Genomic DNA, 15,534 nt, shown 5'->3' with positions numbered 1-15,534 from the left:
CGCAGCCAACTTGGCTGCGTTTTTTTATGCCTTCTCGAAATAGTCTTGTAAAAACGCTTTAAATGACAGCTCATCACTTGCCAAAACCGCTTTCTCGTCTTCGAAAGACCGCATAGCTTGCTCGTTTAAGCTTGCTTCACTATAAAACTGATAATCGCCTTTCAAATGCGCCTCTTTGTACTGCTTAGCAATACTTAAAGCTTGCTCTGAAGCGTCGCTACCTGTTTCACGAAGCGCAGATACTAATTGGCCAGAGAACGTTTCATCAGGGCTTTCGATCCAAGTAGCAAGTTTATTCACCGTTTCGGTGTAAAGTGTGCTTTGATGTGCCGAATCAAATAACTGTGCAACAACCTTAAGATCCGCAAATATCTCGCTACCCCACTGCGCAATAGTGACTTGTTCATCACCACGCTGCAAGGTTGTACTCGTATCACGCCCTGTGCTGATAACGCGCTGTAGGTTGTTGTCAGATTCTTGCTGCTCTTCCCAGCTCATAAAAGGCGTGTCTTTGAGTAAACAATACGTCAAAAATACATCTAAAAATCTAATTTGCTCGATGCTAATACCGGTATCAACAAATGGGTTTACGTCCAACGCACGGATTTCAATGTACTCAATCCCCCCTCTAGATAACGCCTGAGTGGGTGTTTCATGTTTCTGTGCATTTCGCTTAGGTCTGATGGGGGAGTAAAACTCATTTTCTATTTGCAAAATGTTCTTATTAAGCTGCTTCGGCTCATCTGCTCGGAAGTCTTCAATCCCTTCATACAGATCTGAACGACAGCGAATGGCTCTTTGTAGTCCAGTTACGTACTCGGCTAAACTGTTGTACATTACTTTTAATGATGACTGCTCACTGTTGGTATAACCCAAATCACCTAACCTCAGAGCCGTACCATGTGGTAAATACAAAGTACCCTTGCCTTGCTTCTCAAAAGGCAAGTTACTTTGCTTACCTTGTAAGAAAGAGCTACATAAAGCCGGTGACGCGCCAAACAGATAGCTAATCAGCCACAACTCTCGTTTAAAGTTTCGGATTAGACCCAAGTATTTGTTCGAAACAAATTCCTGCAATTCGCCACTATCTTGCTCATGCTCTTTTAGTGCCAACCAAAATGACTCTGGAAAAGATGTATTAAAGTGCACGCCAGCAATCGCTTGCATCATGCTTCCATAGCGGTTTTTCAACCCTTCTCTATAAAGCGTTTTCATTTTTCCGATGTTAGAACTGCCAAACTGCGCCAACACAATGTCTTCTTGATCTTCGATAAAACAAGGCATACTCATTGGCCACAACATTTCGTTACCCATGTGCGCTAGAGTATGCTTTTGTAGATCTCTTAACTGCGATAAGGTCTGTTCTGCGGACGTGCTAACTGGGGTTATAAACTCCAGTAGGGATTCCGAAAAGTCTGTTGTAATCGAGCTATGTGTTAAAGGGTGACCCACACCTTCTGGATGAGGTGTTTTGGCTATCTTACCAGATGGCTGGATCCGCAATGCTTCTCGTTCTATACCTCGCTGTATACCAGATAAAGAGGCTACAAGCGCGGGTGTGGCAAGCTTTTCTAGCTTGCTTGCAAAATTAGTTTGTTTCAAAAAAATACCTCGAGGCTCGGATCAAGCTTAAGTTATGCCATCCTCAATGGGGGCAAAATAAAAATACTCAAGCCACAATTATAACTTTACCAAAATGCTGGCCTTGCTCAACAAATGTGTGTGCTTCGCTTATTTCTTCTATTGAATATCTTTTACTCGCAACCACTTTCAGTTGCTTATCTATCACAGCTTGATACAAGGCATTAAGTTGCTGGCAATTCATAGCAACGAGTACGCCCTCACCTTGTATCCCAAATGTTTTTGCGTGATCTATTACTTCATCTTTGGTAACTGTCGGGACCGTGACAAAAAGTCCTCCAGCCTGTAAATTACCTAACATGTCTTTTGCTACTTTTCCGCCGACCAAATCTAAGAGCTGTCCACGCCTTTTTTCTGCGAAAAAGTCTTCGTAACTCATCGCTGGTACTGCCAAGTCAAGTGTCTCAACTAGATCTCTTCTTGTCGTGATGGCGACTACATCAAACCCCGACCTCTTTGCTATCTGAACTGCGAGATGGCCCACCCCACCAGTTGGCGCATTGACAAACAAGGTACCCAGATTTGGAGAGAGCTTTTCCAGCGCTTGTACCGCTGTTAGTCCCGCTAAACAAAGACCTGCCATGTCTAAAGAAACTTTCTTATCAACAACAATTATTTCTTCAGCAGACGCTACTACATGAGAAGCATAACACCCTGGATTTGCAGGAAAACCAACCATGCCCAACACAGCTTCGCCAGGTTTAATGTGCGAAACGCAATCACCTACTTGCTCAACGATACCAAACACGTCGTAGCCTAAAGGTAAAAAGTCTCCCGCTTGCTTAGCTTGAGCAACATACCCCAAACCACTGCGCGTCTTTATATCAATTGGGTTTATTGAAGAGGCAAGCACTCGTATCCATACCTGATGAGACGCTAGCTCTGGCTGTGCTATCACTCTCGCGTGAAGTTGGTTAGTTGAACCAAATTCAGTAATACCTGCTTGCTTATATTGATTATTCATGAAGAGCCATCAAGAAAGACTAAATAGCCACTAAATTTATCATACAAAATGAAATCTCCCCAATAACTTCATCGCGTCATTAGGGGAGTTCGTAACATTAATGGCTAAAGTCAAATGAGTTTAATAGTGAAATAAACATCAATATTTGCTCTTGTTTACCTCACTTAGGGGTGTTTAGAACGCTTCAAAATAAATTGAATCGTCTTTAACTGCGACTTTAATTTTATTAGCACCTGTAAAATCGCCCTGCAATAGATTTTGTGCCAATGGGTTTTCAATGTACTGCTGAATTGCACGCTTCAATGGCCTTGCTCCAAATACAGGGTCAAATCCACTTTGAGCGATTTTTTCAAGGGCTTCGTCACTAACTTCAAAGCCAAAACCATTGTCTTTTAAACGAGATGCCAATTTATCTAACTGAATTCTGGCAATTTGCTTGATATGTTCAGTAACCAGCGGATGGAAGACCACAGTTTCGTCTATACGATTGATAAACTCTGGCCTAAACTGGGTTGTGAGCACTTCCATCAGTTTGGCTTTTAAAGCCACATAGTCATTGTTACCAGCTTGCTCTTGGATTACATCTGAGCCCAAGTTTGAGGTCATAATGATCACCGTATTTTTGAAGTCGACTGTACGGCCTTGACCGTCTGTCAACCTGCCATCATCAAGCACTTGCAGTAAAATGTTAAACACATCTGGGTGCGCTTTTTCAACTTCATCAAGCAACACCACTGAATAAGGCCGACGCCTAACAGCTTCCGTTAAATATCCACCCTCTTCATAACCAACATAACCAGGAGGCGCGCCCACTAATCGAGCAACAGAGTGCTTCTCCATAAACTCTGACATATCGATACGTACCATGGCATCCTCAGTGTCGAACATAAAGCTTGCCAGCGCCTTAGTCAGCTCTGTTTTACCAACGCCAGTTGGACCTAAAAATAAGAAAGAACCAATTGGACGATTTGGATCGGCTAACCCAGCTCTCGAACGACGTATTGCATTCGCAACCGCATTGACAGCTTCATCTTGACCAATCACTTTATGGTGAAGTTCGCCTTCCATATTGAGTAGTTTCTCACGCTCGCCCTCCAACATCTTAGCGACTGGAATTCCCGTCCAACGAGACAAAATTTCTGCAATTTCATCTTCCGATACCTGATTTTTGAGCAAGCTCATCTCCTGCATCTCCGCTTGTGATGCAAGGTCTAATTTTCTCTCCAATGCTGGTATACGGCCATATTGCAATTCGGACATGCGTTGCAAATCGCTGGCTCTGCTTGCAACTTCAAGGTCAAGACGGGCTTGCTCTAACTCAGCCTTAATTACTTGAGTGCCTTGTAAGGATGCCTTCTCCGCATTCCAGACTTCATCAAGCTCTTTATATTCGCCTTCAAGCTGAGTAATTAACGACTGCATTTCTTTGCGGCGCTGTTGGCTTGCATCATCTTTCTCTTTTGCCAAGGCGTTATCTTCTAGCTTCAACTGAATAATGCGTCGCTCTAATTTGTCCAATTGTTCAGGCTTTGAGTCAATTTGTAGACGAATCGAAGAACCAGCCTCATCGATCAAATCGATAGCTTTGTCTGGCAATTGCCTATCACTGATATAGCGATGTGATAAGTTTGCAGCAGCAACAATAGCCGGATCAGTAATATCTACTGAATGGTGTAGTTCGTATCGCTCCTTAAGCCCACGCAGAATCGCTATGGTATCTTCTACTGTTGGTTCAGACACAAAGACTTTTTGGAAGCGCCTTTCAAGGGCCGCGTCTTTTTCAATGTACTGGCGGTACTCATCCAATGTTGTTGCGCCAACACAATGCAACTCACCGCGGGCTAAAGCAGGTTTCAGCATATTGCCGGCATCCATAGCACCATCTGTTTTACCAGCTCCGACCATGGTGTGAATTTCATCGATAAATAAAATGACACTGCCTTCTTCTTTGGCAAGTTCATTTAATACTGATTTAAGTCGCTCTTCAAACTCACCTCGATACTTAGCACCCGCAACTAGTGCACCTAAATCGAGAGACAGCACACGTTTGTGCTTTAAGCCTTCTGGCACCTCGCCATTTATAATGCGCTGCGCTAACCCTTCCACAATAGCCGTTTTACCGACACCGGGCTCTCCAATTAAAACAGGGTTGTTTTTTGTTCTTCTTTGCAATACTTGAATGGTGCGTCGGATCTCATCGTCTCGTCCAATGACGGGGTCTAGCTTGCCTTGCTCTGCGCGCTCAGTTAAATCAATGGTATATTTTTCGAGGGCTTGACGTGTTTCTTCCGCATTGGGGTCATCAACTTTTTGGCCACCACGAATTGCTTTGATGGCTTTTTCGACTTTATCTTGTGTGATATTCAACGCTCTGAATATATCACCCAACTCCCCTTTATCTTCACATGAAGCGAAAACAAACAACTCGCTTGAGATATACTTATCTTTGCGTTTTTGTGCATACTTATCACAAAGATTGATAAGTGAAATGAGATTATTAGATAGTTGAACATCACCACCAACGCCTTCGACTTTGAAAAGCCTTTCTATGGCTTGAGACAGTTTCGTGTTCAATTCATCAGCACTGACCCCTGCCTGAGCAAACAACGCTCTGACACTTGAACCCGTTTGTTGTAGTAATGCATACATTAAATGCACAGGTTCAATAAATTGATGGTCTCTTCCCAAAGCAAGGGATTGTGCATCTGACAACGCACTTTGAAATTTGCTGGTAAATCTGTCTAACCGCATGAGTTTTCACACCTAAGTAATCTAAACTACCTATTAAAGTGGGTCCTTAAACATGCAGTATCAAGTGTTAGGTATAATTTATTTGCGCCAGATCACAGTTGCCATGCGGCCACATTGCCCATCACGGCGATATGAAAAAAACTGCTCAGCGTGTGTTACTGTGCATAGATCATCACTGTATACAGCTGTCACGCCCAACTCATTAAGCTGCAATTTAGCTAACAAAAAGATGTTTGCTAAAAATTTGTTTTCTTTGGTGGCTACAAATGCTTGAGAGAACGAGTCATTTTGATTCACAAATGCGGCACGGACTTCAGCCCCAACTTCGAATGCCGTAGGGCCAATTGCAGGACCAAACCAAGCATTAATGTCTATCGGTGCAGCTCTGAAACTCATAAGCGTATTTGCAATAATTCCCGAAGCCAACGGTCGCCAACCACCATGCAGTGCAGCAACCTCGCCTCCGTCCTTACTAGCCAATAAAATTGGCAGACAATCGGCCGTCATTATCGCCAATGGCTGGCGCCTCAAACGAGTATACAAGGCGTCTGCTCGAACAACCTTGGATAGGTCAGTGGTTGAGTTGACAACATGCACATCACTGCCATGTACCTGCTCCAACCAAATCGCGCCTTCAGGCAAATAGGTATTTAGTAGGTCGCGATTTTTAGTAATGACGTCTCGATTGTCACCGACATGATAAGCCAGGTTAAACGAGTCAAAAGCGCCTACTGAATGCCCCCCCAAGCGGGTGCTGCTAACAGCACCGATTTGGCTTTGCATAGGCCAGCTTGGTAGTAGCACTGAGTTAGTACTCAATTTGTGGATTTTCCTTACTGTCGCCGCGCAATATATCCGTTAACGCCTGCATATCTTCTGGTATTGGAGCTTCCCACGTCATCATTTCGCCAGTAATTGGATGTGCAATACTCAACTTTATCGCATGCAAAGCTTGGCGCTTGAAGCCGCGTAGCGTGTCTAAGAATGTTTCTGACGCATTTTTTGGCGGACAAGGTCGTCCCCCATATAGCTGATCGCCAATCAAAGGGTGCTTTAAATAAGCCATATGTACACGGATCTGGTGCGTACGCCCTGTTTCTAAGCGCAATCTAAGGCGAGTATGTGCTCTGAATTTTTCCGCTACTCGGTAGTGTGTAATCGCCGGCTTGCCCATTTCATGCACTGCCATATGCGTGCGCTTGGTAGCATGGCGACCAATTGGCTTTTCGATGACGCCACCAGCGGTCATAGTACCGTTACAAATCGCTTCGTATTCACGCGTGAAGTTCGTTCTAGCCTGAAGGTTCTTAACCAAGTGCGTTTGCGCTTGTATTGTTTTAGCAACAACCATCAGACCTGTTGTGTCTTTATCTAGACGGTGAACAATACCAGCACGAGGCACATTGATGATATCTGGGTGATGGTGTAACAACGCATTCAATACAGTGCCATTGGGGTTACCCGCTCCGGGGTGTACAACAAGTCCCATTGGCTTATTGATAACTAAAATATCATCATCTTCATAAACGATATCTAGGGCAATATCCTGCGCTTCATATTCGCGCTCTGCTTCAATTTGTGTTTCGATCTCTACGAGTTCACCACCAAACAGTTTTTCTTTCGGTGTGCTCAACGTTTGACCATTTACCGCCACTTTTTCATCTAATATCCAAGTTTTTATTCTTGAACGTGAAAAATCAGGGAACAATTGCGCTAATATTTGGTCTAGACGTTTACCGCCTAACTCGATTGGCACTTCGGCTTGTAGAGAAATTTGCTCTGACATGTGTAACTTTACCTAAATTACCAGTGCAAGCCTCGCTCGACTGGGTTAGAATCGCATAAATGCATAGTTTACTCGGTTTTACCGACTTGGCCTAGCCGAAGACAACGAAGGTAGTAAAATAAAATGATAATGAAGTTGGGAAAACGCGCTACAGCACTTGTAATAAGCGCATCTATACTAGGATTAGCCGCATGTTCTTCAGCCCCAGAACAAGAAGAAATAGAACGTGTACCAAATAAGTCGGTACAAGCACTTTATGAAGATGCTAAACAGACACTAGACTCAGGCCTATATGCTAGAGCGATTCAATTACTGGGTGCAATCAATGCTCGTTACCCATTTGGCCCATATTCAAGGCAAGTACAAATGGATTTGGTCTATGCATATTATCAGACAGGTAATACTGATCAGGCGTTAGCCACCGTAGATCGTTTTATTCGCTTAAACCCAAACCACAAAAATTTAGATTACATGTACTACATGCGTGGTTTAATTAATATCAAAGCAGATGAAAATGCTTTCCAAGACTATTTTGGTGTAGATCGTGCGGACCGTGACGTAAGTAAAACACGCGTAGCATTTCAAGATTTGTCAACGCTCGTTAAAAACTATCCAGACAGCAACTACACGCCTGAAGCGAAAAAAAGACTCGCGTGGCTGTTAAACAAAATGGCACGTTATGAGCTGAAAATCGCAACCTATTATTTTGAGCGAGAAGCTTACTTAGCGGCTGCGAATCGTGGTAAATATGTGGTCGAGCATTACTCTCAAAGCAGCTACTTGCTTGAAGCGCTTGATATGATGGAAAAGAGTTACGACAAATTAGGCCTGACTGAGTTAAGTGAACACGTTAGAAAAACACGTGCGCTTAACCAAAGATAAACATCTTAATCGGGCATCAACTGATGCCCGAACACCAACGTAGCGCTTAAATCGCTTCTTCGTCCTCTTCACCAGTACGGATCCTAACTACACGCTCAACCTCGGTTACGAAGATTTTACCATCGCCTATTTTACCTGTCTGTGCAGTCTTTAAAATCACATCAATGGCTCTGTCAACATCCTCTTCCGCTAGGACAATATCTAGTTTTACCTTAGGTAAAAAGTCTACCATGTACTCCGCACCACGGTACAACTCTGTATGGCCCTTTTGACGTCCAAAGCCTTTTACTTCACACACTGTCATACCTGTAATGCCAATATCAGACAGCGCTTCCCTTACATCATCCAACTTAAACGGTTTAATTATTGCTTCAATCTTTTTCATGATTATCATGCTTCCTCTGGTAGTGCGTCGATTTTAGACAATCGAGTCAAGCAAGGCAAACAAAGGTATTGAATAAAATATTGAAAAAGCGCAATATAAAGTATCTCATATACATGTATCAGGAGCTTAAAATGCAAGATCAACGAGGCATGAGCTTACTTGAACTGTTAATAACAATCGCCATTTTAGGTGTTCTTGCCGGCTTAACTTATTCATTTACTCACTCTACTTTTCAGGATAATCGCGCAGAGAGCTTCTTATTAGAGCTTAAACGAAGTGTCACTTTTGCCAGAGCCAAGGCAACAGCAAGTGATGAAATTGTGATTTTATGCCCAGCAGTAGAGAGTTTGCTCATTGAGAACAAGGACTTTTCATGTACAACTGATTGGCAAAGCAATCGAATAGTGATCTTTTTGGACCGCGACAATAACGGAGTATACTCTGCCAGTACCGACGACTTACTGAGAGTTATGGAAAAAGTCAGTAATAACGATACGCTTAATTACCCAGTTGCATCACTGAAGTTTGACTCAAGTGGTAGGTTGGGAAATGGCCAGAATGGGAATTTTATATATTGCCCAACAGGCACCAGTGCGCAAAACCAAAGCCTAAGTATTACTCAAGCAGGTACAGCCCTGTATACGGGAAATACCACCAACACGTGTACTTGATTACCATGTTATTCAAAATTAAGAGCTTCATTTAACAGATTGATCTGATGAAGCTCCTTTTCGATGATATTAAGTCATTCATTAGTACTTACATTACACTTTTAGCCAGATACCACATAAGATACCAAATCGCATTGGTACATAGGTACATAGCATCAACCGGCCACTGAAAGTCTACTCTGTAGCCTTTCACCTCGAATCAGCCCTCATCAAAGCCTAGCTCAAAGGACATTTTCAATACGGTTACCGTCGCATTGAAAACGTCTTTACGTGCAGCTAGAAAATTATATGTTTCGCAAGGAAAGCGGTCATGACAAACTCATATAAACAGGTAATGGGCTTTTCATTATTCGAACTTGTAGTCGTGTGCCTAATCAGTGCTATTTTGTTATCTATCAGTGTTCCCTCTACCTCTGAACTCATGAAGTTTGACAGGCCTAAACAAGCACTTATCTCTCTAGATAGGGCTTTGAGCTATGCCAGACTAAAATCAATTTACAGTGGTGAAAGAGTGACTTTATGCCCGTTGGTGAATAACCGATGCTCTAGAGCATTTTGGCATGAAGAGCTAACAATTTTTATAGATAAAGGGAAACTCAAAGAATTTAACAGCCAAGATACGATACTCAGAGTCTTGGATAAGATCCCAGCAGTTGACGAACTTACTTACCCCAGACGAGCGATTACTTTTAAGCATTCGGGCACCACTTGGGGATTAGGAAATGGTACGTTTGTCTATTGCGTCCTGCATTATGACGGAAGTAAAACTGGCAAAGCCCTATCACTCAGTATCATAGGGCGAACAACATTAAAGGACACGCACTTATGTGATTAACGCTCCCAGCACTCATCTACACTACCTGTGCCAGTTATGGACTTAATCCCTAAATTATTTAAAGACAAAGTTGTGCATATCGTATCACCTCTTACAGGCCCATTTGCAGCGGTAGCTGTCAAAGTATAACCACCATTCGCAAGTGTTACAGTCAGCGTGAAATATCCGTTACCACTTGTACTAGGTATACCAATGTCTGAGAGAGCACTCGCGTATTGCCGATTGTCCACAAAGTACTGCTCTTGTTTATTGGCTGCATCAAGCAGGATTGTCATTGCTTCCGCTCTCGCTGCTCGCTGCAAATAGCCAGTATAATTGGGGTATGCTAGGGTTGCCAAAATACCTAATACGGCAACCACTATCATCATTTCAATTAAGGTAAACCCTCTATATTTAAATGCTTTACTTTTCATCATTGTCTTCTTTCTTATAGATAAACAACTGTCTTGTTTCATATGTTATCTCTAAAGAGGTAACACCAGGCACATTTGCCGAGCCATCTTTATTTTTATAGACGCCCGGCGGCTCTAACCTTTGAGGATTAATTCCATCAGCCGGATTGCCACCAAACATCTCATCTACCGCATCTTCCTTAATAACTGTTGGGCTTATAATTTTAGCCTTGACCGACTTTTTGTTTGTGTTTGGATCTACGTATACATCGTAATGCGTTCTAGGCGTGTCAGGTAAGGTCGCTGTAGTTCGATAGCGACGTTTCTGAAACACTTGCATACCATAATGCAGATGTACAATGTAAAGATACCCTGTACCTTCGCCAATGCTACATTGGTTTTCCGACACCGTTGTTGGGGAAAATGAAGTAAAATAGGCCAACCCACCAATGGCTGTGGCGGCCGACAAAGACTTTTCACCTGATCCAAGTGCTATACGCCACCCTTTCGCACTGCCGAGCTCAGCCTCTTTGTCTGTGAAATTGTCATAGCTGTTCAAATTTGCCTTGAACGGGTCGTTGGTAACATTTAATAACTGACCAGCCCGAATTGGAGACGGTATATTCCCAGATTTAAAGGACTTCGTTTTGGTGTTTTCATCACGTAACATGAACAAAAAGTTTTTCGTAAATGTCGAAGTTGGCTTCGCTCGGTTTCCGCTGCCTATCAATATTCCCTCATAAGGAACATCTCTTCTTATTTTTGTTATTTTACCATCCACATTTTCTAGCGTTACTTTACTAAAATAAGTTCTCGCAACCATCGGACGATAAAAAAAGCGTCTCTTTTGATTGTCTTTCGATCCACTTAGGTTTGCGAACATAAAGTGTGTCCAAGGCGCATTTGTATCATCAGGCTTCGCGCTTGGAATATCTATTCGCCAAATTCCGCCACCGGTATCCGAAGCATAAATTCTGTCAATAAAACCATCATAATCAGAATCCAATACACTAACATCTGCGGCAATACTGTGCTTTCCTTTGAAACCGGTAGCAGGTGTCAATGACCAAACAGGGTTACCGCTTTGTAGGTCAACAATATATAAACCTCTACCTTTACTGTCTTCAGAAAAAGTAACATTGTCTTTGTTGGTATCATAGCCTGCACCAAATATTAGTACTGGTTTATCAGGCTGTGCTGTAATAAACGACACAATGGGCTTGGACCAAGATTGGCCTAACTCGGCAAAGGCACCACTGCCCCCTTTAATCGGCCCGCCCCACATCAGCTTTGGTAGATCCGGCACAGTAATATCAAAAGCATAGTATTCATTACCACCGCGTCGCATACCTGCTATTAACCACACCTTTTCACCGGCATCTACGACGCCACTGTCATTTTTGTCCCAAAAATACACCGTAATTGGTCCATCCATTCCATACAGTTTGGTATCTCGTTTACGATCTTTTAGTGGTTTTATAATGTCCAAAAGTGAATCAGGTATAAATGCCCAGCTTTCTGATACTGTATTGCCATTGTCTTTAAACATATGTAAAAAGCCTGCATTGGTACCAACAATTACGCGCAAATCACCATTGCCATAGTCAATACTCACCGGTCTTGAATGTAGCGGGTCTCCAAAAATGTCTTTGCGTCTATCCGTACGGCTATTGTCACCATCGGCGTCATCTACGTCTTGTCCTCTCGACCAATTTATCAAGTTTCGTACTTCAGAGCCTGAGCTTGCAAACTTGGCGGCTAAGTTATTCAGTGACCCTTGGTGGGCATTTAACGCAGTATTGTAGTCAAAGTTATACAGTTTACCTTTACCAAAATCCGAGTAGAGTTTGCGATTAGTTTGACGACTATATAACTGATAATTTATGCCACCTTCCAACACAACATTACCATCTTTACTACCAGGCTCAGACCAATAGGTGGTTACACTTTTTCCTATTTGTCCTTTATCATTGATTGCGTTAGCAGTGCTCCCCATGCCATGAACTATGCCACCGGTCACTTTGAGCTTTTTCAAATTTCCCGACCAACGTGTATGTGTCTCTGGATAGAACATTGTGAAGTATACGGAGTCTCCACTTCGGCTTAAGTCTGAGCTACTGGTTGAGACTGATGGTGCAGAAAAGCTATCACTTTGCTCTCTGATTTTAGAGATTGTTAGTTTTAGCGCATTGGAAAGTTGTGACGCTGTATTTGCATGTAAGTAGTCTCCACCGCCGTCAACTTTACCGGTTTGCTCTAACAAAGCTTTACCAGAATTCGACATACCTGTACCAAAACCAATGGTATACACTCTCGCAAAATCTTGCTTGTCACTTGTAGTTGGGTAAAGGTCTACTTGCTTATCCTGCGTTCCTCTCATCAATTTAGCCAATGAGTTTAGGTAATTGTTTGAAACTGGACTTGGATACGAGCCAAATGTTCTGTAATGCTCTTGGCTAATAGCGCTATTTTTTCCGCTATCACTGGTCGGGTCACCATCGGTCATCAAAATAATATTTGTTGACGTATCACAACGCTCAGGCTCCCCCGCTACAGGTGCAAATGGCGACTTGTAGTAGCCGTTAGACTCGATTGTCTTGTCACGGTTATTGCCACCGTTGTAGCCATAGTCAATCGCTCTGCCGGTCAAATATAGGTATGCTTCCCACAGTGTTTCCGACAACGGTGTATTACCACTAGCTCGTAGGCTATTAATCTTACTAACCACCACACTAGGATCTGCGCCTATGCCATTTAAAACATATCCACCAGAGCTTGAATACAAACGCATTAGTCCAAAATCGAAATCTGGATTATCGTTCACCAGTGACACCATCGCATCTTTAGCTACTTTAAGACGACTATCCCCACAATTAGAAGAGCGATATCGGCCATTCCGGTATTTGTAACAAGTTTTGTTTGTTTTTGAGGTATCAAAACAGTCTACTGAGCGTATTCTGAAATTTCGATATTCGTAGCAGCGCTTCCCGTCATTAACATCCCACGCCATACTGCCTGAGGTATCAAAGATCAAGATAACACGTGATTTTTCATTGCCACCCACATCATGCTTTACATACAATTCGATGTCTTCGGCATATGCAACTGATAAGAAGGTCAGGCATATGAAAGTAAGTAGTCGTTTAAACATCATTGGTTCGCCTTCACATCTTGAATTTCCTGCCCTATCCCTATTACCACGGTAACTTTGTGTCTACCCTGATCACCATATTCTACTGAGCTTCTCAACTCAGTCATGTTACATACGACTCCCTCTGTGTAACTATAAATTCGTGGGCAAGGTACCTCTAGCTGGCCTCTGTTTAAGTTCCTTAGTTCAAAGTCAATCTTGCTGTCAGCGTCTTGCCTATCAAACTTGTGGACTCCATCATCAATTTCGTCTATTTGTCCATTTTTTAAATGGAATTTGCTGGCTCCAAATAGCTGCTTTTGGTCTTTTACCAGCCTCTGTAGTTCACCCATTAGGTATGCCTCGGCAGTCTCTCTTTCCTGCGCGGCATTGGTTATTTTAATATCGATAGTACTGCTGCTCATTAAGGTTACAGCAACGCTCGTTACCGCGACGATAAGTACCATAGATACAATTAATACCATCCCCTGCTGATTACGTTTATTTACCATGCTGATGACCCCATATTGTAAAGTTGCACTGTGGTCGAAAACACTGTACGTCGATAATTATCTGAAAAGGTATGAACTACTTTGTCCGCGTCATTTCCCAACGTATAGGTTTGATTTTTCAAGTTGATGCCGGGATCAGGCTCTAGTGACCTTACCAACACAATCACTTGCACAGTCAGTACGCCTTCAGAGCGCTCCCAGTCACTCGCAGTCATGTCTACAACACTACGGTAACTATCCACTCGACTATCACCGTCGATATCGATACCAAACAGGTAGCGAATATCTTCTACACCTTCAATGACGGTTTCTGTTGTCATATCACCATTGACGGTTAATCGTTTTCTTCTCAAAACAGGCACTGACAATTGTCGATTATCAATCGTGATCAATTGTTCTTCAATAAAGTAGACGTGATGACTATATGGCCACAAAGTGGCATTCACATTAGGTAGCCCAGTGAAGTTTGGTCCTGATAAAAATTGCGCTTGTTCTTGTTGAGCAATGAAGTAATATTTGTTCTGGTCCACAACACCGTTTGTTATTTGAACCCCTTCTAAAAACTTCACCTGTAAAACTTCTGTGTTTTTCTTTGCGCCAGCGATGCAACCTAGCGCATTTCCTGTCGCAGTATAATCGGCGTAAATAGGTCTAAAGTTAGTTGGTACAGAGCTAGGAAAGCTACCGTTATTAAGCCCTCCAAAACAATCACCAGGGGGATTTGCGGGACCAGACGAGTTGTTATCACTAAATCCTTGATCATAGAAAGTCCCCCAAAACCCTACTTGTTCTAAATCGCGACGTAATAAGGTCAGTGACAAACGGCCGACTTCCTGAAGTTCGCCAATCGCCATTGTATCTTTAGTGGTTACACGCATGCTGACATAGGTCGCGACAACCCCGCCTAGCAAAATTGCTCCAATAAACAACGAGATCAATATCTCTACAAGTGTAAAACCACGCTGACGCATACTAACTCCGTACCAACACAAAGCTGGAGATTGATACTAGTCTGCGATAGTCATCTTTGGTACCGCAATTTATTGCTGTCGTTGCATTGGTCGCTTTTATTGCTTGCCGCCCAACCCATGCGACGGTTACCGTAACATCGAAACCATTACCATCTCTTACTGGGGAGATACAAACAGTTGTGTCATCTAATGAGCCTGTATTTTCTTTGGCTCGAATCGCCTGTTTCCATTGTTCTTTATCTAGATTTGCTATCGCTTGATTATTGCAAAAGCTCGAAAAGCAGGTTAAATCAGTGGACAGTTGCGTTTGGCTTGTAAATGTACCGCCATAATGATCAATAAGATCTGAAGTATCGTTTGAGCGAATTCGCTGCATAATGTCACCAGCTAACGCCACTGCTGCGGCCCGCTGCATAGAGTCAAAGCTTGCTTGTTTTGCCTTTGCTTGCAGAGCAACCGCGCCAAGTAAGCCAAAACTAAGCACCATAAAGGCTATCACAACCTCTAAGAGGGTGAATCCAGCTTGGTTTACTTTTGGAAACAATTTACTCATGAAAAAACTCAATCTATGACCTACTGTATATAGTATCGATTTTTTTCACTAACCAAACACC

General features: G+C 42.8%; 14 protein-coding genes. 3 read left to right on the top strand and 11 right to left on the bottom strand.

What is annotated here, in order from left to right:
- Positions 1 to 24 precede the first annotated feature (24 nt).
- The 5 genes from gshA to rluD form a co-directional block, all read right to left on the bottom strand.
- Positions 25 to 1,602, bottom strand: a complete 1,578-nt coding sequence (gene gshA / locus N475_RS13025) for a glutamate--cysteine ligase (RefSeq protein WP_063365402.1) — start codon at positions 1,600 to 1,602, stop codon at positions 25 to 27.
- Positions 1,603 to 1,669: 67 nt separating this feature from the next.
- Positions 1,670 to 2,605: an NADP-dependent oxidoreductase gene (locus tag N475_RS13020; protein ID WP_063365401.1), complete on the bottom strand. Its 936-nt coding sequence runs from the start codon at positions 2,603 to 2,605 to the stop codon at positions 1,670 to 1,672.
- 174 nt (positions 2,606 to 2,779) lie between these two features.
- Positions 2,780 to 5,356, bottom strand: coding sequence for an ATP-dependent chaperone ClpB (gene clpB / locus N475_RS13015; RefSeq protein WP_063355219.1), 2,577 nt, complete (start codon positions 5,354 to 5,356; stop codon positions 2,780 to 2,782).
- 78 nt (positions 5,357 to 5,434) lie between these two features.
- On the bottom strand, positions 5,435 to 6,160 hold the full coding sequence (pgeF, locus tag N475_RS13010; RefSeq protein ID WP_063365425.1) for a peptidoglycan editing factor PgeF: 726 nt from the start codon (positions 6,158 to 6,160) through the stop codon (positions 5,435 to 5,437).
- Between the two features lie 4 nt (positions 6,161 to 6,164).
- Complete coding sequence (gene rluD, locus N475_RS13005) at positions 6,165 to 7,142, bottom strand: 23S rRNA pseudouridine(1911/1915/1917) synthase RluD (RefSeq protein WP_063355220.1); 978 nt, start codon at positions 7,140 to 7,142, stop codon at positions 6,165 to 6,167.
- Between the two features lie 123 nt (positions 7,143 to 7,265).
- On the opposite strand from rluD, the gene N475_RS13000 reads away from it, so the two are divergent.
- Entirely contained in the window at positions 7,266 to 8,024 is a 759-nt protein-coding gene (locus tag N475_RS13000; RefSeq protein ID WP_063355221.1) for an outer membrane protein assembly factor BamD, read from the top strand.
- A gap of 46 nt (positions 8,025 to 8,070) precedes the next feature.
- On the opposite strand, the gene glnB is transcribed toward N475_RS13000, so the two are convergent.
- Positions 8,071 to 8,409: a nitrogen regulatory protein P-II gene (gene glnB / locus N475_RS12995; RefSeq protein WP_010382451.1), complete on the bottom strand. Its 339-nt coding sequence runs from the start codon at positions 8,407 to 8,409 to the stop codon at positions 8,071 to 8,073.
- 131 nt (positions 8,410 to 8,540) lie between these two features.
- Here glnB and N475_RS12990 point away from each other — a divergent pair, with 131 nt between their 5' ends.
- Together N475_RS12990 and N475_RS12985 are read left to right on the top strand one after the other, a co-directional pair.
- On the top strand, positions 8,541 to 9,080 hold the full coding sequence (locus N475_RS12990) for a pilus assembly FimT family protein (RefSeq protein WP_081215803.1): 540 nt from the start codon (positions 8,541 to 8,543) through the stop codon (positions 9,078 to 9,080).
- Between the two features lie 310 nt (positions 9,081 to 9,390).
- On the top strand, positions 9,391 to 9,915 hold the full coding sequence (locus N475_RS12985) for a GspH/FimT family pseudopilin (protein WP_081232427.1): 525 nt from the start codon (positions 9,391 to 9,393) through the stop codon (positions 9,913 to 9,915).
- On the opposite strand, the gene N475_RS12980 is transcribed toward N475_RS12985, so the two are convergent.
- Genes N475_RS12980 through pilV form a run of 5 tightly spaced genes read right to left on the bottom strand, consistent with a single transcriptional unit; the run spans position 9,912 to position 15,473 of the window.
- Positions 9,912 to 10,328 carry a type IV pilin protein gene (locus N475_RS12980; protein WP_063355223.1) on the bottom strand — a complete coding sequence of 139 codons (417 nt, stop codon included), beginning with the start codon at positions 10,326 to 10,328 and terminating at the stop codon, positions 9,912 to 9,914. The two genes, N475_RS12985 and N475_RS12980, sit on opposite strands and share 4 nt — an antisense overlap.
- Complete coding sequence (locus N475_RS12975) at positions 10,318 to 13,461, bottom strand: pilus assembly protein (RefSeq protein ID WP_063365400.1); 3,144 nt, start codon at positions 13,459 to 13,461, stop codon at positions 10,318 to 10,320. The genes N475_RS12980 and N475_RS12975 overlap by 11 nt, the downstream gene beginning before the upstream one ends.
- The gene (locus N475_RS12970; RefSeq protein WP_063355225.1) at positions 13,458 to 13,949 is read right to left on the bottom strand and encodes a hypothetical protein; all 492 of its coding nucleotides are present in this window, start codon (positions 13,947 to 13,949) and stop codon (positions 13,458 to 13,460) included. Before N475_RS12970 ends, N475_RS12975 begins: the two co-directional genes overlap by 4 nt.
- Positions 13,943 to 14,920 carry a PilW family protein gene (locus N475_RS12965; protein WP_063355226.1) on the bottom strand — a complete coding sequence of 326 codons (978 nt, stop codon included), beginning with the start codon at positions 14,918 to 14,920 and terminating at the stop codon, positions 13,943 to 13,945. Before N475_RS12965 ends, N475_RS12970 begins: the two co-directional genes overlap by 7 nt.
- Before the next feature lies 1 nt (position 14,921).
- The gene (gene pilV, locus N475_RS12960; protein ID WP_063355227.1) at positions 14,922 to 15,473 is read right to left on the bottom strand and encodes a type IV pilus modification protein PilV; all 552 of its coding nucleotides are present in this window, start codon (positions 15,471 to 15,473) and stop codon (positions 14,922 to 14,924) included.
- Between the last annotated feature and the right edge of the window lie 61 nt (positions 15,474 to 15,534).

The sequence above is a fragment of the Pseudoalteromonas luteoviolacea DSM 6061 genome (assembly GCF_001625655.1).
Lineage (GTDB): Bacteria > Pseudomonadota > Gammaproteobacteria > Enterobacterales > Alteromonadaceae > Pseudoalteromonas > Pseudoalteromonas luteoviolacea.
The sequence above is the reverse complement of the archived record's forward strand: the minus strand, read 5'-3'. Positions and strand labels throughout refer to the sequence as shown.

What these genes read in the sequence shown, in the direction of transcription:
- N475_RS13020 (WP_063365401.1), bottom strand. Translation starts at nt 2,605, where the DNA reads ATGAATAATCAATATAAGCAAGCAGGTATTACTGAATTTGGTTCAACT.
- clpB (WP_063355219.1), bottom strand. Translation starts at nt 5,356, where the DNA reads ATGCGGTTAGACAGATTTACCAGCAAATTTCAAAGTGCGTTGTCAGAT.
- rluD (WP_063355220.1), bottom strand. Translation starts at nt 7,142, where the DNA reads ATGTCAGAGCAAATTTCTCTACAAGCCGAAGTGCCAATCGAGTTAGGC.
- N475_RS13000 (WP_063355221.1), top strand. Translation starts at nt 7,266, where the DNA reads ATGATAATGAAGTTGGGAAAACGCGCTACAGCACTTGTAATAAGCGCA.
- glnB (WP_010382451.1), bottom strand. Translation starts at nt 8,409, where the DNA reads ATGAAAAAGATTGAAGCAATAATTAAACCGTTTAAGTTGGATGATGTA.
- N475_RS12990 (WP_081215803.1), top strand. Translation starts at nt 8,541, where the DNA reads ATGCAAGATCAACGAGGCATGAGCTTACTTGAACTGTTAATAACAATC.
- N475_RS12985 (WP_081232427.1), top strand. Translation starts at nt 9,391, where the DNA reads ATGACAAACTCATATAAACAGGTAATGGGCTTTTCATTATTCGAACTT.
- N475_RS12980 (WP_063355223.1), bottom strand. Translation starts at nt 10,328, where the DNA reads ATGAAAAGTAAAGCATTTAAATATAGAGGGTTTACCTTAATTGAAATG.
- N475_RS12975 (WP_063365400.1), bottom strand. Translation starts at nt 13,461, where the DNA reads ATGATGTTTAAACGACTACTTACTTTCATATGCCTGACCTTCTTATCA.
- N475_RS12970 (WP_063355225.1), bottom strand. Translation starts at nt 13,949, where the DNA reads ATGGTAAATAAACGTAATCAGCAGGGGATGGTATTAATTGTATCTATG.
- N475_RS12965 (WP_063355226.1), bottom strand. Translation starts at nt 14,920, where the DNA reads ATGCGTCAGCGTGGTTTTACACTTGTAGAGATATTGATCTCGTTGTTT.
- pilV (WP_063355227.1), bottom strand. Translation starts at nt 15,473, where the DNA reads ATGAGTAAATTGTTTCCAAAAGTAAACCAAGCTGGATTCACCCTCTTA.